This is a genomic window from Mesorhizobium sp. LSJC280B00, from assembly GCF_000502835.1.
Taxonomy (GTDB): domain Bacteria; phylum Pseudomonadota; class Alphaproteobacteria; order Rhizobiales; family Rhizobiaceae; genus Mesorhizobium.
In genome coordinates this window covers 68,053-91,005 of the sequence record NZ_AYVL01000025.1, presented here as the reverse complement: position 1 = coordinate 91,005, position 22,953 = coordinate 68,053, and the positions used below count along the sequence as shown (strand labels likewise).

Genomic DNA, 22,953 nt, shown 5'->3' with positions numbered 1-22,953 from the left:
TGCGGCAATTTGGCATTTGGAAACATCGCGTTTGGGCCCCTCGGCGATGGGCCTCAAGTTCTTGCTCAAGCCGCCAGCGCCGCTTCCGGCGGCACCTTGGCGCCAGTCATGAAGGCGACGGCGTCGGACATCGTATACTGCTTCGGATCGATGACACACAGGCGACGGCCGAGCCGATGAATGTGGATGCGGTCGGCCACCTCGAAGACATGCGGCATATTGTGTGAAATCAGCACGATAGGCAGGCCTCGGCGTTTGACGTCGAGTATGAGTTCGAGCACGCGGCGGCTCTCCTTGACGCCGAGCGCGGCCGTCGGCTCATCCATGATGACCATCTTCGAGCCGAAGGCGGCGGCACGCGCCACCGCCACGCCTTGGCGCTGGCCGCCGGAGAGCGTTTCCACCGCCTGGCTGATGTTCTGGATCGTCATCAGGCCAAGTTCGGTGAGCTTGTCGCGGGCACGCTTTTCCATCGCCGGACGGTCGAGCATGCGCAGCCATTCGCCGAGGAACCCGGGCTTGCGGATCTCGCGGCCGAGGAACATGTTGTCGGCGATCGACAGCGCCGGCGACAGCGCCAGGTTCTGGTAGACGGTCTCGATGCCGGCCTCGCGCGCCTCCATCGGTGATTTGAAGGCAATAGGCTTGCCTTCAAGCCGTATCTCACCTTCGTCCGGGGTGACCGCTCCGGAAATGGCTTTGATAAGCGACGACTTGCCGGCGCCGTTGTCGCCAATGACAGCAAGGATTTCGCCCGGATAGAGGTCGAAGTCTGCGCTGTCGAGAGCGGTGACGCGGCCGTAGCGCTTGACCAGGCTGCGCGCGGTAAGGATCGGTTCGTGAGTCTGGTTCATGCCGAGATCTTCCTGATCCACTGGTCGATACCAACAGCGATGATGATAAGGGCGCCGACGGACAATTGCGTCCATTGCGGATCTGTCCCCCAAAGCCTGAGGCCGAGCGCGAACACGCCGACGATCAGCGCGCCGAAGATGGTCCCGAGGATGGAGCCGCGGCCGCCGAACAGCGAAGTGCCGCCGATCACCACGGCGGTAATCGAATTGATGTTCTCGAACTGCCCGGCCTGCGGCGAGACCGATCCGATGCGTCCGATCAGGGCCCAGCCGGCGATGGCGCAAATGATACCAGTCAGCGTGTAGACCGCGACCAGCATCCGGCTGACGCGCACACCCGACAGCTCCGCGGCCTCCGGGTCGTCGCCGACCGCATAGACATGCCGGCCCCACGCGGTGTGATTGAGCACGTACCAGGCAATTGCCGCCATGATCAGCACCAACAGCACGCCATAGGTGAAGACGGCGCCGCCGATCCTGAACGATCCGCCGAAAAACTGCAGCAGCGGCGCCGTCGTCTCGAGATCCTGGCTGCGGATGGTCTCGTTACCGGAATAGATGAAGTTGATGGCAGCGTAGATCGACCAGGTCCCGAGCGTCACGATGAAGGGCGGCAGTTTCACCCAGGCGATGAGAATGCCGTTGATCAAGCCGCAAATCGCGCCGACAAGCAGCCCGACGGCAACGGCCACCGGCGCTGGGACACCGTAGTGCATGGCAAACTGGCCCATGACGACCGAGCTCAGCACCATGATGGCGCCGACGGACAAGTCGATGCCGGCGGTGAGCACCACCAGTGTCTGCGCGATGCCGACCATGCCGGTTATCGCCACCTGCTGGAGGATCAGGGTGAGGGTGAAAGGAGAAAAGAAGCGTCCGCCGACGACGACTGCGAACAGAGCCACCGAGATGATCAGGATGATCAGGGGCACCATGGCAGGGCTTTTGTGCAAGCGGTGCTGGATGCTCTCCAGCGTCGAGCGGGAATGCGTCTCGAATGAAGCGACGCTGGTGTCGCTAGTGGCCAGGACCGTCTCGAATTCCTGCGGTCCCTTGCTCCTGGTTGTTTCGACGCTCAAGTCGACCTCCCGCCTGTGATGTGGAGCGGCCGAAACCGCTCCACATTCTCTATTGTTCTTTTGAAGTTGAGCCGATCAGGGGATCAAATCAACCCCAGCACTTGCTGAGGCCTTGCTTCGTGTCGATGGATTCGATGCCGGCGGCAGGCTTGTCGGTGATCAGCGTCACGCCGGTGTTGTAGAAGTTCAGACCGGGCGACGGCTCAGGCTTCTTGCCGCTGTCGGCAAAGGTCTTGATCGCCTCGATGCCGAGCGAGGCCATGAGCAGTGGATATTGCTGTGAAGTGGCACCGATCACGCCCTCGGCAACGTTCTTGACACCCGGGCAGCCGCCATCGACCGAGACAATCAGGACGTCCTTCTCCTTGTCGACGGCCTTCAGCGCCTGGTAGGCGCCCGCGGCCGCAGGTTCGTTGATGGTGTAGACGACGTTGATATCCGGATCCTTCTGCAGGCAATTCTCCATGGCAGTGTGCCCGCCATCCTCATTGCCGCTCGACAGATCGTGACAGACATTGCGTGCGTCGGTTTCGTCGCCGATCTTGTTGGGGTCGCCGAGGTCGATGCCGAAGCCCTTCATGAAGCCTTGATCACGCTGCACGTCGACAGAGGGCTGGCTGGCGATAAGATCCATGTAGGCGATGTGCGCGTCCTTGGCCTTGTCGCCCAAGGTGGCCTTTGCCCAGGAGCCGATAAGCTCGCCGGCCTTGAAATTGTCGGTCGCAAACGTCGCATCCGCGGCGTCGGCAGGCTCGAGCTGGGTGTCCAGAGCGATCACCAGCACCCCTGCATCACGCGCCTTCTTCACCGCCGGCACGATGGCCGCAGTGTCGGTGGCGGTGATCAAAATGCCCTTGGCGCCGTCGGCGATGCAGGATTCGATCGCCGCAACCTGGCCCTCATTGTCGCCTTCCGCCTTGCCGGCGTAGGCCTTCAGATCGACACCAATTTCCTTGGCTTTCGCGGCGGCACCTTCCTTCATCTTGACGAAGAAGGGATTGGTGTCGGTCTTGGTGATCAAGCAGGCGCCGACCCCGGCGGCCGATGCCGTCGACGCAAAGGCCATCAGGCTCAGTCCGGCCGCGGCAAACACGGTGGATTTCAACAGTTTTGACGTGGTCACGATTTTCCTCCCATAGAACCATTTAGGATGCCGGCCAACCGGCACCTGCAGCGCGTCCGACGAAATCTCCCAGTGTCGACGCCGATCTCAAGAGACACCAGTCCGCCAGCACTGTCAATAATTAAATCACTCTTATTTATTATTGACATCGCAGGGTTGTTCACCCACTCTAGACCAAAAGCATTGAGGGGAAACGACGGGAGGAACAGGGGTGGAGACCGGCGTTACGAGGCACGGTTCGCCCGATGCGGCCGAAAGCCGTCTGCACCGCGGCACCAATCAAAGCGGCATGCGGGACCACAATGAGCGGCTGGTGCTGTCGCTGGTGCGTCAGCACGGCAGCCTGGCCAAATCCGATATTGCGCGCATGACGGGCCTTTCGGCGCAGACAGTGTCCGTCATCATGCGCGAGCTGGAGGAGGACGACCTGCTCGTTCGCCAGGCGCCGTTGCGCGGCAAGATCGGCCAGCCCTCGATACCCATGGCGCTCAATCCCGACGGCGCCTACTTCATCGGCCTGAAGATCGGCCGCCGCAGCGCCGAGCTGGTGCTGATCGATTTCCTCGGCAACGTACGCTCGATGCTGCAGCATTCCTACCGCTATCCGGCGCCGCGCGAGACGGTGGAATTCGTCACAAGCGGCATGAAGAAGATGCGCGGCGAACTCACCCCGGCGCAGGACAAGCGCATCGCAGGGCTTGGCATCGCCATGCCGTTCGAATTGTGGAACTGGGCCGACACCGCCGGCGCACCGCGCGAAATCATGGACGAATGGCGCCATCGCGATATTCGCGCCGACATCCAGGCGCAATGCGAATTTCCAGTCTATCTGCAGAACGACGCCACCTCGGCCTGCGGCGCCGAGCTCGTGTTCGGCCACGCGGCGGGTGCGGCACGCGATTTCGTCTACTTCTATATCGGCGCCTTTGCCGGCGGCGGCATCGTGCTGAACGGCCGGCTGTTTGGCGGCCCGACCGGCAATGCCGGCGCGCTGGGCTCAATGCCGGTGCCCGGGCCGGACGGCAAGCCGACGCAGTTGATCGACGTGGCGTCGATCGCCATGCTGGAAAAGGCGCTCAACGCGCGCGGCATCGAGGCCTCGCATCTGTGGACATCACCGGGGGACTGGGGCGAGATCGGCGCCGAGCTTGACGACTGGATCGCCAGCGCCTCGCAGGCGCTTGCCTATGCCATCGTTTCGGCCTCCTCCCTCATCGATTTCGAAGCCGCGGTGATCGACGGATGGATGCCGCTTGCCGTGCGCAGGCGGCTTGTCGATGCGGTCATCCAGGCAATCGGCAGGATCGACGGCGAAGGCCTGCGGCTTCCGACCGTTCGCGAGGGAACCGTCGGCATCCATGCGCGGGCGCTGGGTGGCGCCAGCCTGCCGCTGTCGGAGCGCTTCCTCATCGGCTCGACCACGATTTCCCGGAGCTTCTGAGCATGCTGATCGGCATCCCGGCGCTGCTCGGCCCCGAGCTTCTGGCGATATTGCGCGCCATGGGCCATGGCGACGAGATCGCCTTGGTCGACGGCAACTACCCGGCCGAGCAGCAGGCACAGCGGCTGATCCGCGCCGACGGTCATCATCTCGTCCCCGTGCTCGATGCGGTATTGAGCGTATTGCCGGTCGACGACGCCGTGCCGCAGGCGCTGTTTCGCGCCTCGGCCAAAGGCGATCCCCTGCTCGCCGATCCGGTTCACCATGAGATGGAAGCGATCTGCGCCAGGCGTGCGCCGGGCCGCAAGGTGGTTGCGCTTGCCGGCGCCGACTTCTATGCACGGGTCAAGGCCGCGCACGCGATCGTCGCGACAAGCGAGCCGCGGCTCTATGCCAACATCATCATTCGCAAGGGCGTGATCTATCCGCCGGAAAGCAAGACTTCATGATTCTCTGCTGCGGCGAAGCCCTGATCGACATGCTGCCGCGCACCACGACGGAGGGCGAGCCGGCCTTTGCGCCCTATGTCGGCGGTGCCGTCTTCAACTCGGCCATTGCGCTCGGTCGGCTCGGAGCGCCCGCTGCCTTTTTCTCCGGCCTGTCGTCGGATCTGTTCGGGGGCCAGCTCAGGGAGGCGCTGGAGGCCAGCAAGGTCAGTTCCACATATGCGCACACCTCGCCGCGTCCGACCACGCTCGCCTTCGTGCGGCTCAACAACGGCCAGGCGACCTACACCTTCTACGACGAGAACACCGCTGGGCGCATGCTGACCATCGAGGACTTGCCGGAACTCGGCAGCGAGATCGAGGCCATGCTGTTCGGCGCCATCAGCCTGATCTCGGAGCCGGCCGGGTCGGCCTATGAAGAGTTCATGCGACGCGAGCATGAGCGCCGCGTGATGATGCTCGACCCCAACATCCGGCCAAACTTCATTCCGGACAAGGCCAAGCACCTCAGGCGCATCCGCAACATGATGGCGATGGCCGACATCGTGAAACTGTCGGACGAGGATCTGAACTGGTTCGGCGAAGCCGGCTCGCATGAGGACGTCGTCCGGAACTGGCTGGACCGCGGTCCGAAGCTGATCGTCGTCACCCATGGTAGCGAGGGCGCGGTCGGTTACAGCAGCCAGCACCGGGTCACCGTCGTGCCGGATAAGGTCGAGGTGGTCGATACGGTCGGCGCCGGCGACACGTTCAATGCCGGCATTCTTGCCTCCTTGCACGAACAGGGTCTGCTCTCGAAGACGGCAATCGCCAGCTTGCCGGAAGACGCCATCCAAAAGGCGCTGACGCTCGGCGCCAAGGCCGCGGCGGTGACAGTATCGCGGGCCGGCGCCAACCCGCCATGGCGGCATGAAATCGCCTGACCGGCTGGCAACAGCCTCGCGGACCGCTTGCCGGCGATCACTTTATGTTTCGCCCAGCCAGTGGGGCGGGATACAAAGGCCATATCAAGCATGCCGAAGCCCGGATTTCCTCGCGTTTAAGAGGGCAGATCGGAAACCAGAGGTAACAGGCTGCGACACTTGAGCAATTCAGGGTTTTGCCCTGCGGCTTTCTCGGCCGTGCCAAGTCTGCTACCAGCGGCCGGTTATCTGGCTAAACCGTTTGAGGCCGACATGCAGTTCATCGATCTTGGCGCGCAGCGCGAACGCATCCGCGACAGGCTGAAGACGGCAATCGACCGCGTCGTCGACGAAGGCCGCTATATTCTGGGGCCGCAGGTCACCGAATTCGAAAACAAGCTCGCCGCCTATATCGGCACCAAGCACGTGGTCGCTTGCGCCAACGGCACCGATGCGCTGCTGCTGCCGCTGTTTGCCGCCGGCATCGGCCCGGGCGACGCGGTGTTCGTGCCGAGCTTCACCTTCGCCGCCACGGCCGAAGTGGTGGCGCTGACCAAGGCCGAACCGGTGTTCGTCGATGTCGATGCCGACAGCTACAATATCGACATCGCCAGCCTCGAGGCGGCAATCGCCATGATCAAGGCGGAGGGCCGGCTGAGGCCGAAGGCAATCATTCCCGTCGACCTGTTCGGCCTCGCCGCCGATTACGAGGCGATCATGGCCATCGCCGATCGCGAAGGCCTGATGGTCATCGAGGATGCGGCGCAGGCGACCGGCGGCTCGGCTCACGGCAAGATGTGCGGCTCGTTCGGCACCGTCGGCTCGACCAGCTTCTATCCGGCAAAGCCGCTCGGCTGCTATGGCGACGGCGGTGCGATGTTCACCAATGACGATGCGCTGGCCGAACAGCTGCGCTCGTTCGCCTTTCACGGAAAGGGCGAAACGCAATACGACAATGTCCGCGTCGGCATCAATTCAAGGCTCGACACGCTGCAGGCGGCGATCCTGATCGAGAAGCTGGCCATCCTCGAGGACGAGATGGTGGCGCGGCAAGCGGTCGCCAATCGCTATGCCGAAGGTCTCGGCGATATCGTCAAGGCGGCGCGCAATCTGGGCGGCGGCCGCTCGGCCTGGGCGCAATACGCCATCGAAACGCCGAAACGCGACGGGCTCAAGGCACATCTCGGTGAAAAGGGCATTCCGTCGGTTATCTACTATGTGAAACCGCTGCACAGCCAGATTGCCTATCGCGATTATCCGCGCACGCCGACCGGCCTTGCCGTTTCGGAAGAGTTGCCGAAGCGCATCCTGTGCCTGCCGATGCATCCTTATCTGAGCGAGGCCGACCAGGACCGGATCATCGAAACGATCCGTAACTATATCGGCTCGAATTCGGCGCATGTAGCGGCGGCATAAATTCGAAAGTTTCGAAGCGTGGTCGCGGAATACATCGACGAGTTCATCATGTTCTGCGCCGGGTTGTGGATGGCCGGCGTCGGCTTCGGATTTCTCGCGGACCCGTTCCAAGCTCGCCCGGGCCAACAGCAGGCATGGTGGACCAACTTTGGAACCCATTTTAAATGGATGGGGCCGCTGTTGATCCTCATCGCGATAGTGCTCGCGTTCGCGGCACCTTCCTAGCGGACCGTGTTCGGCGGGCTATTCACGAGTTTGGTGTGATCAGCTTGAGCGACGGAAAGTAGGTACGGTAGCGGCCAACGTCGCGCGTGAGTAGCGGCAGCCCATTGACGGCGGCATGAGCACCGATGAAGAAATCAGGCAGCACGCCGGTGCGCAATCCCCCCGATCTCCGGTACTGCGTAAAAACCTTTCCCGCGAGGAACAGTGCTGCCCGTGGCATAGGAGCCATTTCGAGACCAGCTTCATCAACAAAGGCGTCGAGATCCTCGATGCGCTCGTATCGGACGGCAAGCTCTGCATAGACAGCATCGTTGATCAATAACGGGCCATTCAGGCTTTGCGCCTCAAGCTGGGCGATCGACCAATCCGCCCAGTTCGGATCGTCCGTAACAAGATCAAGCAGAACGTTGGTGTCGACTAGCGTCACACGTCGCCACGCGTCAGTGCCATGATCGCGGCGGTACCGAGGCCCTTGCCGGCATGGCCGCGCAATTTCGCGAAGCGGCTCGCGGGCTGCTTCTTGTCACTCCGCGTAATCACGACGCTGCCGTCATCGGCGCGGCGGAAATCGACTCCGCTGCCCGGAACAATCCCAAGCAGTTCGCGAACCGGCTTTGGGATGGTCACCTGTCCCTTGGCTGTGACTTTGGTGGTCATGTTCACACCTCGGTAATACCAACAGCCAACAAGGTATTACCGGTCATGGTGGATTTCAACCGCTATATCCACATTCATCCCGCCATTCGCGATCACACGTTCGCCTTCAGAATTGCCAAAACTCCTCCCCTGCCCTTCTCCACAAATCTGCCGGAGCGGCTTTGAAGATTGCCGTCAGGGCGGATTTTTGGGATGCTTTGCTCCGCCCCGAAGCATAATCTGCATCTGTTTCCCTCTAGGCCGGTTCTCTCATGAAGAAGATTGGTTTTCTCTCGTTTGGGCACTGGACGCCCTCGTCACAATCGCAGACGCGAACGGCATCCGACGCGCTTTTGCAGTCCATCGACCTAGCCGTCGCCGCCGAGGAACTGGGTGCGGACGGCGCGTATTTCCGCGTGCATCACTTCGCCCGCCAACTCGCCTCGCCGTTCTCTCTGCTGGCGGCGGTTGGCGCAAAGACCAGCCGTATCGAGATCGGCACGGCGGTCATCGACATGCGCTATGAGAACCCGCTCTACATGGCCGAGGACGCTGGCGCAGCCGATCTGATCGCCGGAGGGCGTCTGCAGCTGGGCATCAGCCGCGGCTCGCCGGAGCAGGTGATCGACGGATGGCGCTACTTCGGCTATGCCCCGCAAGAGGGTGAGAGCGATGCCGACATGGCCCGCAGACACACCGGAGTGCTGCTCGAAGTGTTGCTGGGCAAAGGCTTTGCGCAGCCCAATCCGCGGCCGATGTTTCCCAACCCGCCCGGCCTGCTTCGCGTCGAACCACACTCGGAGGGCCTGCGCGAGCGCATCTGGTGGGGCGCCGCCACAAACGCCACCGCAGAATGGGCGGCGAAACTGGGGATGAACCTGCAGAGTTCCACGCTTAAATTCGATGAAGGCGGAAAGCCGTTTCACATCCAGCAGGCCGAACAGATCCAGGCTTTTCGTGAGGCCTGGAAGGCGGCCGGTCACACGCGCGAGCCGCGTGTGTCGGTCAGCCGCAGCATTTTTGCCCTGGTCGACGATCGCGACCGCGCCTATTTCGGCGGCAATGAGAGCAGAGATCAGTTCGGTTACATCGAGGCAGACAGGCGCGCCGTGTTCGGCCGCTCCTACGCCGCCGAGCCGGACGTGCTCATCGAACAGCTAAAGGGCGACGAAGCCATTGTGGAGGCCGATACGCTGCTGCTTACCGTTCCTAACCAGCTCGGCGTCGACTACAACGCCCATGTCATCGAGGCGATCCTGACCCATGTCGCTCCGGGCTTGGGCTGGCGCTGACGCGACTTATTGGAAGCACCACGGCCATCGATACGATGCTTGCGTTCTTGCGGTCTCACGACTGCTCGCCGTCCGCCCGTTTGAGCATCGCACATGCGCGACTGATCCGTTGCAGCGCTGTGGCGTTGGCCAGCACCGCGTACAGCGCCAACCCTCCCACCAGAATCCACGGCGAAGCGACCCCCATGGCGGTTGCGACCCCGTCGGCGGCGAGCAGCACGCAAATGAATACCAGACGTTCCATCCGCTCGAAGAAATCCGGCCACCCGTAGTTTTCGACAGGGATTTCCAGCGCCGTCCGCGCCTTGGCATAGCTCGTGAGAATGCCGCCGGCGAACGCGAACATTGCGATCGCCCACAGATCGGCGACCCAGCCTATTGCCGCAAAGACCGCCAGTTCCTGGTACCGGTCGACCATTGCGTCGAAATAGCCACCGGCCTTGGTGATCATATCTCTCCGGCGGGCGACCGCGCCGTCCAGGGCGTCGAAGGTGAAGGCAAACGCCAGGCACAGGCCGAAGGCCAAGCTTGATTCGTGGTACAGGTAGGCACCCGAGGACAGCGCGACGAGCACGAGCCCGCCGGCCGTAACCTGGTTCGGTGTCATGCCGATCGCGATCAGCGGAGAGGCGGCCTGCTCCCACAGCGGGTCGATGCGACTTTTCATGAGACCGGCGATCATGGCGGCTCCTCTGATGATGTCGTTTCATGGAGCTTTACCAGCAATTTGCCGGTTTGTTCCACCGTCGCTACCGTTCGACTTGGTCAACGCGGGCGGAGAACCGGGCTCAGCAACGTTCTCAACGCGCCGCAACAGCGATTTCTTTTGGCGAATGCGGCCAACGGATTAAGGTGCTTGCCAAGCTGACGGCGAAACAGAACTTCCGGTCGCAGCGACAACTGCCCGATGGCATTTCACCGTTTGGGCAATGCCCTTGTGACGGTTGCGCAAATCGACCGGCGGTCTGGCGGCAGCACCCGAACGATGTGACTATGGTGCTTGCCATCCGTGGGACGCCGGCCGAAACTCGATGCATAAATTTCCACCCAAGCTCGCCTACCTGCTCGCAACCTCTGTCGGCGCGGGATTGTCTCCAATATGGCCGGGCACGGCCGGCGCAATGGTTGGAGTGGCTGTTGCCACGGCTCTGATACCTGCATCGCCTTGGCTGACCGTGCTTGCCTATGCGGCCCTATTCGCGGTCGGCGTATGGGCGTCGTCGCACGTTGTCTCCCGTACCGGGACGGAGGACCCGCAGATCGTCGTCATCGATGAAACCTTCGGCGCCGCCGTGACACTTTCCATGCTGCCGGTCGACCCGCTGTGGTGGGCAGCAGGCTTCCTTGCTTTCCGGTTTTTCGACGTCGTCAAGCCTTGGCCCATCCGTATCATGCATGAGAAGGTAAGGGGCGGGGCCGGCATCATGATGGACGATGCGGCTGCGGCTATGGCCGCCGGGGTGCTGCTGCTCCTGCTGAACGGTTTGATCAACCATTTGCCGTAACCGCGACATTCGGTCTCGACTGCCAACGGCCAGCACGATGGTCCATGGGAGTTTAGCACCACAAGGGGAGGACCGGACCAATGCGAAGCTATAGAATCGCGGCCATTCCAGGCGATGGGATCGGCAAGGAAGTCGTAGCAGCCGGCCTTCGTGCGCTGGCCGCCTGCGCCACGCGCGACGGTGGTTTCAATCTCGAAGTGCAGCACTTCGACTGGGGCTCGGACTACTACAAGGTCAACGGCGTGATGATGCCCAAGGACGGCACTGAGCGGCTGAAGGCCTTCGACGCCATCTATTTCGGCGCCGTCGGCGCACCTGACGTGCCTGACCATCTGACGTTGTGGGGGCTGCGGCTGGCGATCTGCCAGCCCTTCGACCAATATGCCAACGTCCGCCCGACCCGCATCCTGCCCGGTATCGAGAGCCCGCTTCGTGGTGTCGCGGCAGGCGATCTCGACTGGGTCATCGTCCGGGAGAATTCGGAAGGCGAATACGCCGGCCAGGGCGGGCGCTCGCATCTCGGCCCGCCCGAGGAAGTCGCCACCGAGGTCGCGATCTTCACCCGCGCCGGCGTAACGCGCATCATGCGCTTCGCCTTCGAGATGGCGCGGTCACGGCCGCGCAAGCTGTTGACCGTGGTCACCAAGTCGAATGCCCAGCGTCACGGCATGGTGCTGTGGGACGACATCGCCCGTGAGGTCGCGGCCGATTTCCCGGATATCGCATGGGACAAAATGCTGGTCGACGCAATGACGGTGCGCATGACACTCAATCCGAGCTCGCTCGACACGATCGTTGCCACCAATCTTCACGCCGATATCCTGTCGGATCTTGCGGCAGCGCTTGCCGGATCGATCGGCATCGCGCCGACTGCGAACCTCAACCCCGAGCGGCGGTTTCCGTCGATGTTCGAGCCGATCCACGGCTCGGCCTTCGACATCACCGGCAAGGGCATTGCCAATCCGATCGGCACATTCTGGTCGGCGGTGATGATGCTGGAGCATCTTGGCGAGCGGACTGCCGCGGCGCGCCTGATGCGCGCCATTGAGCGCGTGACCGCGGACGCCTCACTGCACACGCCCGACCTCGGCGGAATCACCACCACCGACAAGGTCACCGAAGCGGTTTGCGCGGCACTACTCGGCGACAACGAGTAGGAAAAGGAGCAAGCGCCTGGACATCGCTGTCATTCCCAGTGTTGGCATCGGCAAGGAAGTCATGCCCGAAGGCGGGAGGCATCTGCACTCGCCGCCGCTCACCGATGGTGTTCGTGTGCCTGTGTGTGGAAACCGAACCCATCAAGTGTTTCGATCAGCATCTCTACAGGATCAGGCACACCGTGCGTTGACCGCCACGCGACAAAGCCGTCCGGCCTGACCAAGGCGGCACCGCCCCTTTCAAACCCGAGCGCGGAAGGCCACCGATGGTCCAAGTCAATCAGATCGTCATTGGCACCCAAGGCGTGGCAGGTCAGCGGCATTCCGAGGCGTTGGCTTATGGCGTCAGCGGCCTGACACCATGCTTCGTCGGCGCAGAGGAGAAGAAGATCGCGATCGCACAAATGGAGACTCGAAATCCGCTGGCCGGCACGCCCGACCGCGAAATGCGGCAAACGCGTGCCAAGGCGACCTCGATCATGGGGAGTCGCCCACGGTCAGCGGCCATGCCTATGCCGCGTAGTGGGATATCGGCGGCGGTGCGATGAACCTGCTATCTGCGCCAGCGCACTGCCAGGCAGTCCTGAGCTCGCGCGATCGAATTCAGGTCCATGGAACATCGCCTCACCCGACGACCACTTTACGACCGTGCTGATCCTCGCCGGTTGGTCGCCTGGCAAGTACCAGGCGACTTGGCGACGTGGCCCGTACGATTACGCTGGCATCAGCGGCTTGACGCGATCGACAATGGCGGCGACCGCTTCCTTCGGGCTCTTGCGACCGAGGACAGCGAGCTGAACCTCCTCGAGAAACGTCGACTGAGCGCGAGCGGCTTCGGGAAAAGCCGGGAAGGCCGGTCGCGCTTTGGCGAGCGCGGCAGCCTCGACCTTCGCCTGCGGCAGCGACCCGGCGAACGACGGCTCGGCATAGGTCGAGGTGCGGACGGGGCCATTGCCGTTGCGCGCCATGTCGAGTGTGGCGGCCTTGCTCGCTACGAAGCGGATGTAGCTCCAGGAGAGCTTCTTGTCCGTCGAATTGGCGGGAATGGCCATCGCCCAGGATTCGACGACCGGATGCATTTCGTGACCGCTGCTGAGGGTTTTGGAGCCGGGGAACTCGATCGCCTTGATCTTTCCCGGTGCGGTCGACTGTTCCTTGTTGTTGAGCTGCGCGTAGCGGGCGAAAGGCAGCACCGCGAAGGCAGCGCGCCCCTGCTGCATCCACGTCACCATGTCGTCGTTGCGCGTTGTGGCATAGCTGCGGGGCAGCGCGCCGGCCTTGAAGAGGTCGGCAAGCACGGACAGGCCTTTTTCCATCGCCTCCGGATCGGGGACCACCTTGAACTGCTTGTCGATGAAATCGCCGCCGAAGGCGCGGGCGAACATGACCGGGAAGACGGCGAGGTCACTCGCAAGGATCATGCCGACGACGGGCGTGCCGGACCTGGAGGTGAAGGTCAGCTTCTTCGCCTGCTCGACCAACTCCTCCAGCGTGTTCGGTGGCGCCGAAATGCCGGCCTCCTGAAGCAGCTCCTCGTTGTAGAAAAGCCCCTGCGTAGCATGGCGCACCGGAACGCCGACGAGCTTGCCGCCGACGGTCATCGACTGGCGCAGGCCCTCGGCGATATCGTCAAAATCCTCGATCGGCTCGGCTTTCCGGAGATCGTCGAGCGGCTCGAACAGCGAGGCGATCTGCGACGTCATGCGGTTGTCGATGACATAGCCGACGTTGAAATCGGTCTCGCTCAGGCTCGCCTCCCGGAATAGCCGGTCCTGGAGCGGATTGCTGTCGAGCGTGGTCCAGGATATCTGGGCATCGTTCTTGTCCTCCCAGGGCTTGATGACATTGCCGGCGGCGCCGGTCGTCAGGTTGGCTTGGTGGACGCGATGGCAAAGCACGTTCAGCGTCTTTACCTGGGCATGGGCCAACCGACCCAAGGCACCCGTCGCGCCGGCGGCCATCGCCGTCGTCAGCAGGGCTCTGCGTGTCATGTGCAAAGGCATTGTCTTCCTCCCTTTCTCGGTGACGTCGTCACCCCTTGGTCGCGCCGGCGGTCAATCCGGCGACGAGAAACCGGTTCATCAGGACCACGAAGACGAGAACCGGCAGCAATTGGACGGTAGAGGCAGCAAAGAGGACGCCCCAGTCGACGCCATCGATCGAACTGATCATCTCCGAAAGGACCAGAGGCGCGGTCTTGGCGTGGTTGGCGGTGAAGATATAGGCGAACAGAAACTCGTTCCACGCGAAGACCACGACGAAGACGGCGACGGCGAGCATGCCGGGCGCTACGAGCGGCAAGATGATCTTCACAAGGATCGTCAACGGCCGCGCGCCGTCGAGGACGGCCGCCTCGTCGAGTTCGCGCGGCACCTGATCGATGAACGTCCGCATCAAAAGCGTGCCGAGCGAGACGAAGAAGGTCGCGTAAAGCAGGATCAGCACCAGATGGGTGTCGTTGAGCCCGAGCCGATTGACGACCGGGAACAGTGGCAGCGTCACGACGATCGGCGGGATCAGCCGCGATCCGATCAGAAACATCACCGATCCCTCCAGGAAACGGACGCCTCGATAGCGTGAGTAGGCAAAACCGGCGAGCAGACTTGCCATGACGGCAAGCGCCGTCGCCCCGGTGGTGATGACCAGGCTGTTGACGAGCCCGTCGAAAAAGGCCGGCCAGCGGTGCCACAGCGAGGCGTAGTGCTCGAAGGTCGGTTCGAAGAAGAGCTCCGGTGGAACCGCGAAAATCTCGCGACCGGGTTTGAACGACGAGAGCACGATGAAGCCGATCGGAAACAATGACCAGACGACGATTGCCGCAACAGCGAGCATCTTTCCGGCACCGATAGCGAGACGCCTAGAACGCATTGGCCATGGATTCCTTGCGCAGCCGCCACACATAGCCAGTCGCAAGAAGCAGCGAGATGACGACCATCATCCATGCCGTCGCGGCCGCCGTGCCGAACGAGTTGTAGCGGAAGCCTTCCTGATAAAGATAAACGGAAACGACCTCGGTCGTGCGTGCCGGGCCGCCCTGGGTCAGGAGCCAGACCTCGGAAAAGAGGCGGAAGGCGAAGATGTAGCGGAACAGCAGCGCGATCAGCATCGCTGGCGCCAGAAGCGGCAGCGTGATGTTGCGGAAGAGCTGGAACGCATTGGCTCCGTCGGTGCGCCCAGCCTCGTAGAGCTCCTTCGGAACCGCGAGCCGTGCCGCATAGAGGATGATGAATGTGAATGGCAGGTGCAACCAGATCGTGAGCAGGCCGACGAGGATGAGGCCGTGAGAAGGGATGAACGTCCAGTCGAGCGTCGGCAGACCGGTGTATCGCAGCATCAGCGTGATCGGGCCGACGTCTGGATCGAACAGGAAGCGCCACATTGCGACCGCCGTCACCTCGCTGATGGCGTAGGGAGCGAGCACCACGACGAGCATGACGCGCTGGAGGGGAAGCCCGGAGGCGAAAAGCAGGGCCAGGCCAAGGCCGAGCAGCAGTTCGATATGAACCGCCACGGCGACGACGAGGACCGTGTTCCAGACCGAACCCCAAAAATAGGGATCGGTGAGGACGCGGATATAGTTATCGAACCCAACGAAGGTTGCCGATTGGCCGAATGACGAGGCCTCGAAACTCAGCCACAGGACGAAGATGGCGGGGAGCACGATGATCCCAAGCACCAGGAGGTGCACGGGCGTCGCATAGAGGTAGGCAGGCGAAAACGCGAAGCGCCGCCTCTTGGTCTCGCCAGCCGCTTCCGCCGCCCCTTCCCCCCTATGGCCGACGGACGCCTCGGAACCAAATGCCATTGCTCCTCCCTGAGCGGTTGCGTGTCAGCCGTCCCCGGCGGCAAGTGGAACGGTGCCCTCCACCGTTGTTCTGTACATCACCCGGCGATATCCGGGATAATCGTTGATGGCGGTGTGCAGGACATGGGGATTGTTCCACATACCGAGCGTCTTCGGTTCCCAACGCAGCCTGCAGTTGAACTCGGGCCGGACAGCCCGCGCCATCAGGAAGTCGATCATCGGCTTGCTTTCTTCCTCCGTCATCCCCTTGAAATTGGTCATCACGCTGCTGACGAAGACATAGCGCCGGCCAGTCTCGGGGTGGCGACAGATCACAGGATGCTCGACGACGGCATTCTCGATCGCCTCGACATCGGCCTTGACGCCGAGCCGGCTGTGGGCCGCGTTGATGGCGAAGACCCCGCGGCCGCTATGAACGCCCGTCAGCCCTTGCAGGATCTCGACCAGCCGCGGCGAAAGCGAGTCATATGCCTTCTCGAGGCTGGAGAAGCAGGTGTCGCCGCCAACCGGCGGCACCTCTTCACCGTAGAGGATCGTAATGCCCGGTGGCTTCGGTAGCCAGGCGAGGTCCATGTGCCAGTCCTCGCCGATCACCTTGCCCGTGTCGTCCGGCTCGCGCACGAAGCGCACAATATCGTCGAAGCCGTCGATCGGCGTGTGCACCGGATTGCCGCTAAATGGTCCGAACCGGCGGCCGACCTTGTGGACGCCGGCGGCGTCAAGCTCCTGATCGCGCACGGCGAGCGCATGATATTTGTAGAGCGCGCGGCGAACGTCCTGGAAGGCATCCTCGCTCGCGCTCGCCAGATCGATCCCACGAATTTCTGCACCGAGCGCCCCAGTGAAGGGGCTGACCTCGAAACGGGTGAATGCATCATCGCGCAGCACGTGATCCTCCCTAAAACGCGCCTCGTCGCCATCATGGGCTGACTTACCTGTAAGTAAGTAACTTGAAAGCCAAAGGCTGTCAACTCACCCTCGCTTTGATCCACCGGATGTCTAGCCTCGACCCGAGCCCTTCCCGGCATCCTGCCAAGCGGCGCGGATGATCGCGGCCAGTGCTGCGAAGGTCCTAGCGACCTCGTCGAAGCTTCCGGTGTCCTGCGTCGTCGGTGGACAGGACAGAAGGGTAATGCGCAGCATGTGCACGAGCTCGTCCCTGAGCGTGTCGGGAGAAAATTCTCCATCCTTCACAGCCTGGTCCACCGCATGGCGTAGGCTCTGTTCATAGACCCGGTTGACACGCTCGAGGGCATGTTCGGCTGGTTCGCCGAGAACTGGGAGGTCGTGGCGAAGGCGCGAAAGCGGGCTCCACATATTGCGGGCTCCCGTCTCAGCGTTGAAATGCTCATAGAAGCGGCGCAGATCCTCGAGCTGCATATCGAGCCGGTCGAAGAACCGAATGTCGGGCGTCGTCCAGAAGCGCTTGATCCGGGCCTCGGCGTTGGCGGCGAAGTCCGCGATCAATTCCTCCATCAATTGACGCTTGTTGCCGAAGTGATGGTGGATGTTGGCACGCGTCGTGCCGATCGCGATCGCTATATCGCCGAAGCTGAAACCGTCGTGGCCGCGCAGGACATAGAACTCGGCCGCGACCTCTTTGATTCTGCTGCGGGTGGAGTACGCCTCGTCACCGGGAGGTCCTGAAGTGCTGGCTCTCATATCCCTTCCAAAATCCATGCCGCTCGCCATCGCGACAATCAGCATACGAAACGTGCTGCAACCGTCCGCCGCCGGTCGGCACAGACGCGATCAGCGTTGCTACCATACAATGTCATGGGATGTACCCGTCGTACATGGATCTTCTTCTACGCTCAGGTGGGAACTAATTTGCGCCAGTTCGCGACATTCAACGTTTCGCACGAACATCCCCTCCTCCTCCTTAGCACCAGCCCCGAAGGCCTTACGAGCCTCCTCGGGGGTCGCCCGATCCTCGCCGGCTTCGATGCATAGTTGCACAGCCTTCCGCCACTTGGGCCCCATCTTGGTCCACTTCAGGAGTTCCTCGGCGGCACCCTCGACATTGTTGCACCGGCAGGTGACCCCAGGTCGGTCGGTCTTGACGTACACCGGAGGGGAGAACCAATGGGTTGCCACAACACCTCCTACTCAGGGGAGAGATACATCTTGGCTTCCTTGGCGGCAGCCTCAAAGGCCTTTCGGACGACCTGAGGGTCAATCGGATCGCCCTCCAGATCTGACAGGCACAGCGTCACCGCCTTGTGCCAGCGAGGTCCTCTCCGGGTCCACGTCTTGAGCTGCTCAAGGGCTGCCCTCGCATTGTTGCACCCATGCCTGACGCCGGTTTCACTCTTCACGAACACCGGAGGGACGAACCAATGGGTTGCCATGATACCTCCTACTCAGGGGAGAGATACACGTTGGCCTCCTTGGCAGCCGCCTCGAAGGCTTCACGGACCTCTTGGGGGGAGGCTCTGCCCTCGAACGCATCGACGCAGGATTGGACAGCCTTGGTCCACTTCGGGCCCTTTGTGTCCCACGCCATGAGTTCCTCGGCGGCTCCCTCGACGTGGCTGACCCCATTGCGAATGCCCGGACGTTTCGTCTTCACGTAGACCGGNTGGTCACCGCCTTATGCCAGCGAGGCCCTCGCCGGGTCCACATCTTGAGCTGCTCAAGGGCTTCCTTCGCATTGTTGCAGCCATGCCTGACACCGGTTTCAGTCTTCACGAACACCGGAGGGACGAACCAGATGGGCGCCATGATACCTCCTACTCAGGGGAGAGATACACGTTGGCCTCCTTGGCAGCCGCCTCAAAGGCTTCACGCACCTCTTGGGGGGAGGCGCTGCCCTGGAACGCATCGACGCAGGATTGGACCGCCTTGGTCCACTTCGGGCCCTTTGTGTCCCACCCCATGAGTTCCTCGGCGGCTCCCTCGACGTGGCTGACCCCATTGCGAATGCCCGGACGTTTCGTCTTCACGTAGACCGGTGGAGAGAACCAGAGAGGACCCATAAGGGGGAACTTAGAGCGGCAAGAGCCCGCTGACCAACCCCGCTTTAGCCGCAGCTAAGGGAACGATGTAGGCCCTCGCGGGTTTAGAGGTGGCAGCGGGATTCTTCGTGGATGTGCAGCCGCTGTGGGGGGGTCCGTCGCCTCTCCCTCACTGGCGGCGGGCTCCTTTCGCGCGAAGGCGGTGTTGGTAATAGACACCTAGAAGCTTATACCGCATCCAATTTAGCTAGTTCTCATTGGGGGAGGAGCAATGTCCCCTCCTCTTTTGCAGCCGCCAGGAATGCCTTGCGGGCCTCCTCAGGTTCCATCTCGTCGAAAATCACGGCCATGCAAACGCGCACCGCGAGGTCCCAGCAGGGGCCACGCTTGGTCCACTTCATCAGCTCCTCGCCGGCTGCCTCGGCGTTGTTGACGTTGTGGATGATCCCGGGACGCTCGGTCTTGACGGGGACCGGAGGGTTGAACCAGTGGAGGGTCATGCGGTCACTCTTTGTCGACCTTATCAAGTTCCTCCAGCAAATACCTTTGCTCAGCCCGCAGTTCCCGTTCTACACGCAGATTTAGCAGGTTGCGAAGGTAATTACGGATTACCTCTGAGGTGATCCACCGCCGCACAATTTCGGCAATAACCTTCTGTTTGGCTTTATCGATTTCAACCACATTCGGGCCTACATCTTAAAAGGACCGAACTGCACCTCGAGCGGATTTGTTCCTTAAGGGGGCCAGAATGTTTGATACAAAAATCTGGGCGGGTGATCGGATAACTGGCTCGCGCGAGGCCCCCCGCGCGCCCTTCGTTTCCCACTGGCGAGGCCCTAACAATCCCCGTCAGAGAAGTTGGAACCCAACATCGTGAGCCTGAGCCAGAAGTTACGCAGCCAGCAGCCGTTCTGCATCTATTGTGCCGGATCGGCTCGCGGCGTCGACATCGACCACGTGCCGCCAAGGGTCTGTTCGATGGCAAGTGGCGACCGAAGGGCGGGGAAGTGACTCCCTGCAAGGCATGCCATGAAGGGACGCTCGAGATGGACGGTGTCGCGGCGTTCGCAAGCCGTTCCTGCCCAACCCGACGACTGGGGACAGCATGGTTGTCATTGGTCATGACGATCACCTGGGCGGTGCGCCAAGAGGGCTTGGGCACGGCAGGCGCACCGTCTAGGGACAAAGGCTGCCGATGCTTCGTCAGGATTGTTCCGATATCAGCGAGTCCGCTTCTTGATAGGTCTTGCGACCAGTACGCACGCGCGCGCGGCCACAGGTCGAGGCTAGGAAACTCACACTCGCGGGCGCTGGTTGATCACCGAGCCAACACGAGCGACCTCGGCTAAGCGCCGTGTGTCCCTCTTACAGGCTTGGCTGCTATATTATTGCAGTGACCCTGCCCGACGCATCGAGGCGACAACTGACTTGCGCCTGCCGGACTTCGATGCCACCTTGTCTAGCGTAGTCTATTCGCACCTCGATCGGCGCCGTGAGTGCGCCTCGACGTTGACGCAAGGCACCTGCGCTTACCGCGTGGACACGGACGGCGCCAAGCGGCGTCGCAGCGGACACGATCGCCGCGCGGCAGGCGCGCACCGCTGCGGCTGGCGTACCGGTTTTCGCTTTCAGCGGTGCCAGAAACTCAGCGGGATAGCCCTTGGTGACCCGCTCGGACCCACCGTCACCAGGTTTAGAGGGCAGGAGGACGGGTGGCAGGACGATCGATTGCCTGGCGGTCTTGGCAGAGGCAGTGGCTGTGGTGGCTGCGGCCGGACTACCGGGAGCGGTAACCGATTCGTTTTCGGCGGCTGGATCGTCGCCCACACCGACATCCGTCGAAATCCCTCCGCCTGTGTCACCTACGGTGCCGCTGGCACTAACGCTTGCGTCGACTGAGCCGTCATCTGCGCCGACCGAAGCTCCAACGCTTGCTCCGCCTACACCGTCGACGCTCGTGCCCACCCCCACAGATACGCCTTGCGAACCGGCACTCACTCCAGCACCGACCCCGGCACCGCCAACATTGCCGCCTACACCTGCATCAAGAGCCGAGGCAGGCCCGATTGCGATCCCGATCGTCAACGCGGCTGCGACGTATTTTTTCATTATCATACTCCCCTGCGGCATACATTTCGCTCACGATTCTTCACTGGCCTAGGTCGAGCTTTTTCGGTGGTCGCGTTGGGAGCAATGCGGCGGGAAGAGCGATGGTTGACAGCAGAACAGGTTGCGGTGACTTTTGGACCTTCACTTTCTGTTTTTCCGGCAAGCCCGGTTTGCCGGACTGGTTGGGCGCCCGAACGCGATAACCTACTTGCATGTGCACTCGCGGGGGTACGTGCTTTCGGCGCGCGCTCCACAGCCGCAGTGCGACGCTTACCCTTGACAATATCAATTGCCTCACGCGCGGCACTGAGGCTGCGGGCTAGACCGATAGCCCTTTCACGCTCTTGGTCCAGCGCCGCACTCAATTCTATCGAGTTCTGCTTTAAAGCATCGCGTTCCTTGCGAACGATGGCGAGGGCTCGTACAGCTGAATCTGCTCGTTCGCGTCCCAGTTCGAGTGCTTCTCGAGCTTGCTTTACAGCGGCCTCGGCCACCTGTCGGTCCCTTATGGCGTTGGCCTGCTCGACGGCTGCCAGATTTGCGCCTGCCTTAAGAGCATCGATCGTTTGGCGAGCCGTAGTAAGTTCTTGTTCCAAGAGCTCAACCTTGTGCCGCTCGTCATCAAGCGCTCGCTTGGCAGCAAGCTGAGAGACTTCCATAGAGGGGGGCGCTCCAAGCGTGGCAGCCTTCTCGTTGTTCCAGAGACTGGCTTCGGCCCTGTAGCTTTCGATAACGCGCTGCGCCGTCTCCAGATCGAGCGCGAGCGCTTCGTCTGTTCGCTGCTGCTCTTTTAGGGCTTGTGCTTGCTGAGCCACCGTGTCTGCCAGTACGTGTGCCTGGGCGCTTAGGTCACGTGCGCCGCGCTGCATAACGTCTAGCTCCGCTCGTGCTGCGGCCAATTCGCGGCGCAAACCCTCCTCATGCTCGCCGAGCGGCGTTTGCGCGCCCTCCTTGAGTGCCTGTGTTTCGCTGAGCACCAGCTCTCCAGATATATAGGATCCGAGCGCGCTCGGTTGCGGCTTGCCCGGTTCTTTGTCGACCTCGGTGTGTTCGGAAACCACGACCGACGAGCTGTCGTTAGCTGCGGCAACAGCTGACGCTTCGGGCGCCAACTGACTATTTGCCGGAGACGCCAACAGCAGAACGAGGCATAACGGAACGAGGGATAGCATGGCGCTACACCCCCTGCCGCGTATCTGCAGATGATTCATCACTGAACCTCACCGACCGCGGCCTCACCGCTATTGTATTCTCCACTTATGCGCGCGGCGCTGGATCAATGCTAGTGAAGCACCCTCGGCAACGCCAAGGCACCGAATAAGGCGTAAAGCCTGTCTCCTATTTCCTTACTTATCATCATTCGAACGAACGGAACTTTCGTTCATTTACTCTGGGGGTTGTCTGAAACCCCGAAAGGCTGCCCTGCTCAAAACGGCTCTGTCTGGTCACTCCAGAGCCTCCAAGATACTGGAGGTCACGCTCTGGAGGAGGACGAGCCCCATCAATCGCAACGAGGATGTGTTTGCGATCAATCCGCTTGGCAAAGTGCCCGTTCTCGTTCTCAATGACGGTTATACGATCTTCGATTCGAGCGTAATCTGCGGCTATCTCGACGATCTCGAAAGCAGTCGTCGGCTCATCCCCGAAAGAGGGCGAGCAAAATGGTCCGCCTTGCGCCTCCAGGCGCTCGCCGGCGGCATGTGCGACGCAGGCATTTCCATCCGCTGGGAAAACGAGCGCCGCCCTGAACATCTGCGTTACCCTGCCTTGGGCGCAGGCATGACGATGAAGCTCATCGAAATTCTATAACTTTGTGGAACGCGAGGTCGAATTCGACGCGCCGCTCCATGTCGGCCACATCGCGCTCGCCACTTGTCTAAGCTGGCTGGAATTCCGGAGATTGCCCGACTTCTTGCAGGGGAGGCCACGACTGACGGTATAGATCCTTCGTGCAACGCCCTTCAATGCGTGCCACACCCTACGACGGTGACATGCGAGATTGATAT

Annotated in this window: 29 protein-coding genes; 10 read left to right on the top strand and 19 right to left on the bottom strand. The window is 61.9% G+C overall.

Annotated features, from left to right (window positions below; genetic code table 11):
• Positions 1-65: 65 nt before the first annotated feature.
• The 3 genes from X773_RS66495 to X773_RS66485 all read right to left on the bottom strand — a co-directional run bounded on the left by X773_RS66495 (position 66) and on the right by X773_RS66485 (position 3,038).
• Entirely contained in the window at positions 66-854 is a 789-nt protein-coding gene (locus X773_RS66495) for an ATP-binding cassette domain-containing protein (RefSeq protein WP_023679303.1), read from the bottom strand.
• Positions 851-1,933, bottom strand: coding sequence for an ABC transporter permease (locus tag X773_RS66490; RefSeq protein WP_023679302.1), 1,083 nt, complete (start codon positions 1,931-1,933; stop codon positions 851-853). Before X773_RS66490 ends, X773_RS66495 begins: the two co-directional genes overlap by 4 nt.
• Positions 1,934-2,021: 88 nt before the next feature.
• Positions 2,022-3,038, bottom strand: coding sequence for a sugar ABC transporter substrate-binding protein (locus X773_RS66485; RefSeq protein ID WP_023679301.1), 1,017 nt, complete (start codon positions 3,036-3,038; stop codon positions 2,022-2,024).
• A 229-nt stretch (positions 3,039-3,267) separates the two neighbouring features.
• Between X773_RS66485 and X773_RS66480 the strand changes: the two genes are divergently transcribed.
• The 5 genes from X773_RS66480 to X773_RS66460 all read left to right on the top strand — a co-directional run bounded on the left by X773_RS66480 (position 3,268) and on the right by X773_RS66460 (position 7,486).
• Positions 3,268-4,497: an ROK family transcriptional regulator gene (locus tag X773_RS66480; protein ID WP_023679300.1), complete on the top strand. Its 1,230-nt coding sequence runs from the start codon at positions 3,268-3,270 to the stop codon at positions 4,495-4,497.
• 2 nt (positions 4,498-4,499) lie between these two features.
• A complete protein-coding gene (locus X773_RS66475) occupies positions 4,500-4,946 on the top strand; it encodes an RbsD/FucU domain-containing protein (RefSeq protein WP_023679299.1) in 447 nt (148 codons plus the stop codon).
• Positions 4,943-5,866 (top strand): carbohydrate kinase, encoded by a 924-nt coding sequence (locus X773_RS66470; protein WP_023679298.1) that lies wholly within the window; start codon positions 4,943-4,945, stop codon positions 5,864-5,866. The genes X773_RS66475 and X773_RS66470 overlap by 4 nt, the downstream gene beginning before the upstream one ends.
• A gap of 252 nt (positions 5,867-6,118) precedes the next feature.
• The gene (locus tag X773_RS66465; protein WP_023679297.1) at positions 6,119-7,261 is read left to right on the top strand and encodes a DegT/DnrJ/EryC1/StrS aminotransferase family protein; all 1,143 of its coding nucleotides are present in this window, start codon (positions 6,119-6,121) and stop codon (positions 7,259-7,261) included.
• An 18-nt stretch (positions 7,262-7,279) separates the two neighbouring features.
• Positions 7,280-7,486, top strand: coding sequence for a hypothetical protein (locus X773_RS66460; RefSeq protein ID WP_023679296.1), 207 nt, complete (start codon positions 7,280-7,282; stop codon positions 7,484-7,486).
• 22 nt (positions 7,487-7,508) lie between these two features.
• Here X773_RS66460 and X773_RS66455 read toward each other — a convergent pair whose 3' ends face one another.
• Both X773_RS66455 and X773_RS66450 read right to left on the bottom strand, forming a co-directional pair.
• Positions 7,509-7,913, bottom strand: a complete 405-nt coding sequence (locus tag X773_RS66455) for a type II toxin-antitoxin system VapC family toxin (protein WP_023679295.1) — start codon at positions 7,911-7,913, stop codon at positions 7,509-7,511.
• A complete protein-coding gene (locus tag X773_RS66450; protein ID WP_023679294.1) occupies positions 7,910-8,143 on the bottom strand; it encodes an AbrB/MazE/SpoVT family DNA-binding domain-containing protein in 234 nt (77 codons plus the stop codon). The genes X773_RS66455 and X773_RS66450 overlap by 4 nt, the downstream gene beginning before the upstream one ends.
• Before the next feature lie 251 nt (positions 8,144-8,394).
• Between X773_RS66450 and X773_RS66445 the strand changes: the two genes are divergently transcribed.
• Complete coding sequence (locus tag X773_RS66445) at positions 8,395-9,414, top strand: LLM class flavin-dependent oxidoreductase (RefSeq protein ID WP_023679293.1); 1,020 nt, start codon at positions 8,395-8,397, stop codon at positions 9,412-9,414.
• 55 nt (positions 9,415-9,469) lie between these two features.
• Here X773_RS66445 and X773_RS66440 read toward each other — a convergent pair whose 3' ends face one another.
• The gene (locus X773_RS66440; RefSeq protein ID WP_023679292.1) at positions 9,470-10,096 is read right to left on the bottom strand and encodes a CDP-alcohol phosphatidyltransferase family protein; all 627 of its coding nucleotides are present in this window, start codon (positions 10,094-10,096) and stop codon (positions 9,470-9,472) included.
• Positions 10,097-10,445: 349 nt separating this feature from the next.
• Here X773_RS66440 and X773_RS66435 point away from each other — a divergent pair, with 349 nt between their 5' ends.
• The 3 genes from X773_RS66435 (at position 10,446) to X773_RS66425 (ending at position 12,624) form a co-directional block, all read left to right on the top strand.
• Entirely contained in the window at positions 10,446-10,919 is a 474-nt protein-coding gene (locus tag X773_RS66435) for a phosphatidylglycerophosphatase A (RefSeq protein WP_023679291.1), read from the top strand.
• 80 nt (positions 10,920-10,999) lie between these two features.
• Positions 11,000-12,076 carry a tartrate dehydrogenase gene (locus X773_RS66430; RefSeq protein WP_023679290.1) on the top strand — a complete coding sequence of 359 codons (1,077 nt, stop codon included), beginning with the start codon at positions 11,000-11,002 and terminating at the stop codon, positions 12,074-12,076.
• Positions 12,077-12,342: 266 nt separating this feature from the next.
• On the top strand, positions 12,343-12,624 hold the full coding sequence (locus tag X773_RS66425) for a hypothetical protein (protein WP_023679289.1): 282 nt from the start codon (positions 12,343-12,345) through the stop codon (positions 12,622-12,624).
• A gap of 165 nt (positions 12,625-12,789) precedes the next feature.
• Here the strand turns inward: X773_RS66425 and X773_RS66420 are convergent, their stop codons facing one another.
• The 13 genes from X773_RS66420 to X773_RS66370 form a co-directional block, all read right to left on the bottom strand.
• Positions 12,790-14,079: an extracellular solute-binding protein gene (locus tag X773_RS66420; RefSeq protein WP_023679288.1), complete on the bottom strand. Its 1,290-nt coding sequence runs from the start codon at positions 14,077-14,079 to the stop codon at positions 12,790-12,792.
• A 28-nt stretch (positions 14,080-14,107) separates the two neighbouring features.
• A complete protein-coding gene (locus X773_RS66415) occupies positions 14,108-14,944 on the bottom strand; it encodes a carbohydrate ABC transporter permease (protein WP_023679287.1) in 837 nt (278 codons plus the stop codon).
• Positions 14,934-15,881, bottom strand: coding sequence for a sugar ABC transporter permease (locus X773_RS66410; RefSeq protein ID WP_084641568.1), 948 nt, complete (start codon positions 15,879-15,881; stop codon positions 14,934-14,936). Before X773_RS66410 ends, X773_RS66415 begins: the two co-directional genes overlap by 11 nt.
• Before the next feature lie 24 nt (positions 15,882-15,905).
• Complete coding sequence (locus X773_RS66405; RefSeq protein WP_023679285.1) at positions 15,906-16,769, bottom strand: TauD/TfdA family dioxygenase; 864 nt, start codon at positions 16,767-16,769, stop codon at positions 15,906-15,908.
• Positions 16,770-16,880: 111 nt separating this feature from the next.
• On the bottom strand, positions 16,881-17,588 hold the full coding sequence (locus tag X773_RS66400) for a TetR/AcrR family transcriptional regulator (protein WP_023679284.1): 708 nt from the start codon (positions 17,586-17,588) through the stop codon (positions 16,881-16,883).
• Between the two features lie 54 nt (positions 17,589-17,642).
• Complete coding sequence (locus tag X773_RS0139085; RefSeq protein ID WP_245274793.1) at positions 17,643-17,951, bottom strand: DUF982 domain-containing protein; 309 nt, start codon at positions 17,949-17,951, stop codon at positions 17,643-17,645.
• Positions 17,952-17,986: 35 nt separating this feature from the next.
• On the bottom strand, positions 17,987-18,232 hold the full coding sequence (locus X773_RS66395; RefSeq protein WP_023679282.1) for a DUF982 domain-containing protein: 246 nt from the start codon (positions 18,230-18,232) through the stop codon (positions 17,987-17,989).
• Positions 18,233-18,240: 8 nt separating this feature from the next.
• A complete protein-coding gene (locus X773_RS66390; RefSeq protein ID WP_023679281.1) occupies positions 18,241-18,453 on the bottom strand; it encodes a DUF982 domain-containing protein in 213 nt (70 codons plus the stop codon).
• A gap of 160 nt (positions 18,454-18,613) precedes the next feature.
• Positions 18,614-18,859 (bottom strand): DUF982 domain-containing protein, encoded by a 246-nt coding sequence (locus X773_RS66385; RefSeq protein WP_023679279.1) that lies wholly within the window; start codon positions 18,857-18,859, stop codon positions 18,614-18,616.
• A 233-nt stretch (positions 18,860-19,092) separates the two neighbouring features.
• A complete protein-coding gene (locus X773_RS66380) occupies positions 19,093-19,338 on the bottom strand; it encodes a DUF982 domain-containing protein (protein WP_023679278.1) in 246 nt (81 codons plus the stop codon).
• A 4-nt stretch (positions 19,339-19,342) separates the two neighbouring features.
• On the bottom strand, positions 19,343-19,519 hold the full coding sequence (locus tag X773_RS76690; RefSeq protein WP_023679277.1) for a hypothetical protein: 177 nt from the start codon (positions 19,517-19,519) through the stop codon (positions 19,343-19,345).
• A 699-nt stretch (positions 19,520-20,218) separates the two neighbouring features.
• Entirely contained in the window at positions 20,219-20,947 is a 729-nt protein-coding gene (locus X773_RS66375; RefSeq protein WP_023679276.1) for a hypothetical protein, read from the bottom strand.
• 2 nt (positions 20,948-20,949) lie between these two features.
• Positions 20,950-22,158, bottom strand: a complete 1,209-nt coding sequence (locus X773_RS66370; protein WP_023679275.1) for a hypothetical protein — start codon at positions 22,156-22,158, stop codon at positions 20,950-20,952.
• Positions 22,159-22,465: 307 nt separating this feature from the next.
• On the opposite strand from X773_RS66370, the gene X773_RS77565 reads away from it, so the two are divergent.
• Entirely contained in the window at positions 22,466-22,756 is a 291-nt protein-coding gene (locus tag X773_RS77565) for a glutathione S-transferase N-terminal domain-containing protein (RefSeq protein WP_051406218.1), read from the top strand.
• Positions 22,757-22,953 lie beyond the last annotated feature (197 nt).

Coding starts and splice junctions, on each gene's coding strand:
- X773_RS66375 (WP_023679276.1), bottom strand. CDS start 20,947: ATGAAAAAATACGTCGCAGCCGCGTTGACGATCGGGATCGCAATCGGG.
- X773_RS66370 (WP_023679275.1), bottom strand. CDS start 22,158: ATGAATCATCTGCAGATACGCGGCAGGGGGTGTAGCGCCATGCTATCC.
- X773_RS66425 (WP_023679289.1), top strand. CDS start 12,343: ATGGTCCAAGTCAATCAGATCGTCATTGGCACCCAAGGCGTGGCAGGT.
- X773_RS66435 (WP_023679291.1), top strand. CDS start 10,446: ATGCATAAATTTCCACCCAAGCTCGCCTACCTGCTCGCAACCTCTGTC.
- X773_RS66475 (WP_023679299.1), top strand. CDS start 4,500: ATGCTGATCGGCATCCCGGCGCTGCTCGGCCCCGAGCTTCTGGCGATA.
- X773_RS66410 (WP_084641568.1), bottom strand. CDS start 15,881: ATGGCATTTGGTTCCGAGGCGTCCGTCGGCCATAGGGGGGAAGGGGCG.
- X773_RS66470 (WP_023679298.1), top strand. CDS start 4,943: ATGATTCTCTGCTGCGGCGAAGCCCTGATCGACATGCTGCCGCGCACC.
- X773_RS66380 (WP_023679278.1), bottom strand. CDS start 19,338: ATGACCCTCCACTGGTTCAACCCTCCGGTCCCCGTCAAGACCGAGCGT.
- X773_RS66450 (WP_023679294.1), bottom strand. CDS start 8,143: ATGACCACCAAAGTCACAGCCAAGGGACAGGTGACCATCCCAAAGCCG.
- X773_RS66495 (WP_023679303.1), bottom strand. CDS start 854: ATGAACCAGACTCACGAACCGATCCTTACCGCGCGCAGCCTGGTCAAG.
- X773_RS66395 (WP_023679282.1), bottom strand. CDS start 18,232: ATGGCAACCCATTGGTTCGTCCCTCCGGTGTTCGTGAAGAGTGAAACC.
- X773_RS66430 (WP_023679290.1), top strand. CDS start 11,000: ATGCGAAGCTATAGAATCGCGGCCATTCCAGGCGATGGGATCGGCAAG.
- X773_RS66440 (WP_023679292.1), bottom strand. CDS start 10,096: ATGATCGCCGGTCTCATGAAAAGTCGCATCGACCCGCTGTGGGAGCAG.
- X773_RS66385 (WP_023679279.1), bottom strand. CDS start 18,859: ATGGGTCCTCTCTGGTTCTCTCCACCGGTCTACGTGAAGACGAAACGT.
- X773_RS66400 (WP_023679284.1), bottom strand. CDS start 17,588: ATGCTGATTGTCGCGATGGCGAGCGGCATGGATTTTGGAAGGGATATG.
- X773_RS66420 (WP_023679288.1), bottom strand. CDS start 14,079: ATGCCTTTGCACATGACACGCAGAGCCCTGCTGACGACGGCGATGGCC.
- X773_RS66465 (WP_023679297.1), top strand. CDS start 6,119: ATGCAGTTCATCGATCTTGGCGCGCAGCGCGAACGCATCCGCGACAGG.
- X773_RS66445 (WP_023679293.1), top strand. CDS start 8,395: ATGAAGAAGATTGGTTTTCTCTCGTTTGGGCACTGGACGCCCTCGTCA.
- X773_RS66415 (WP_023679287.1), bottom strand. CDS start 14,944: ATGCGTTCTAGGCGTCTCGCTATCGGTGCCGGAAAGATGCTCGCTGTT.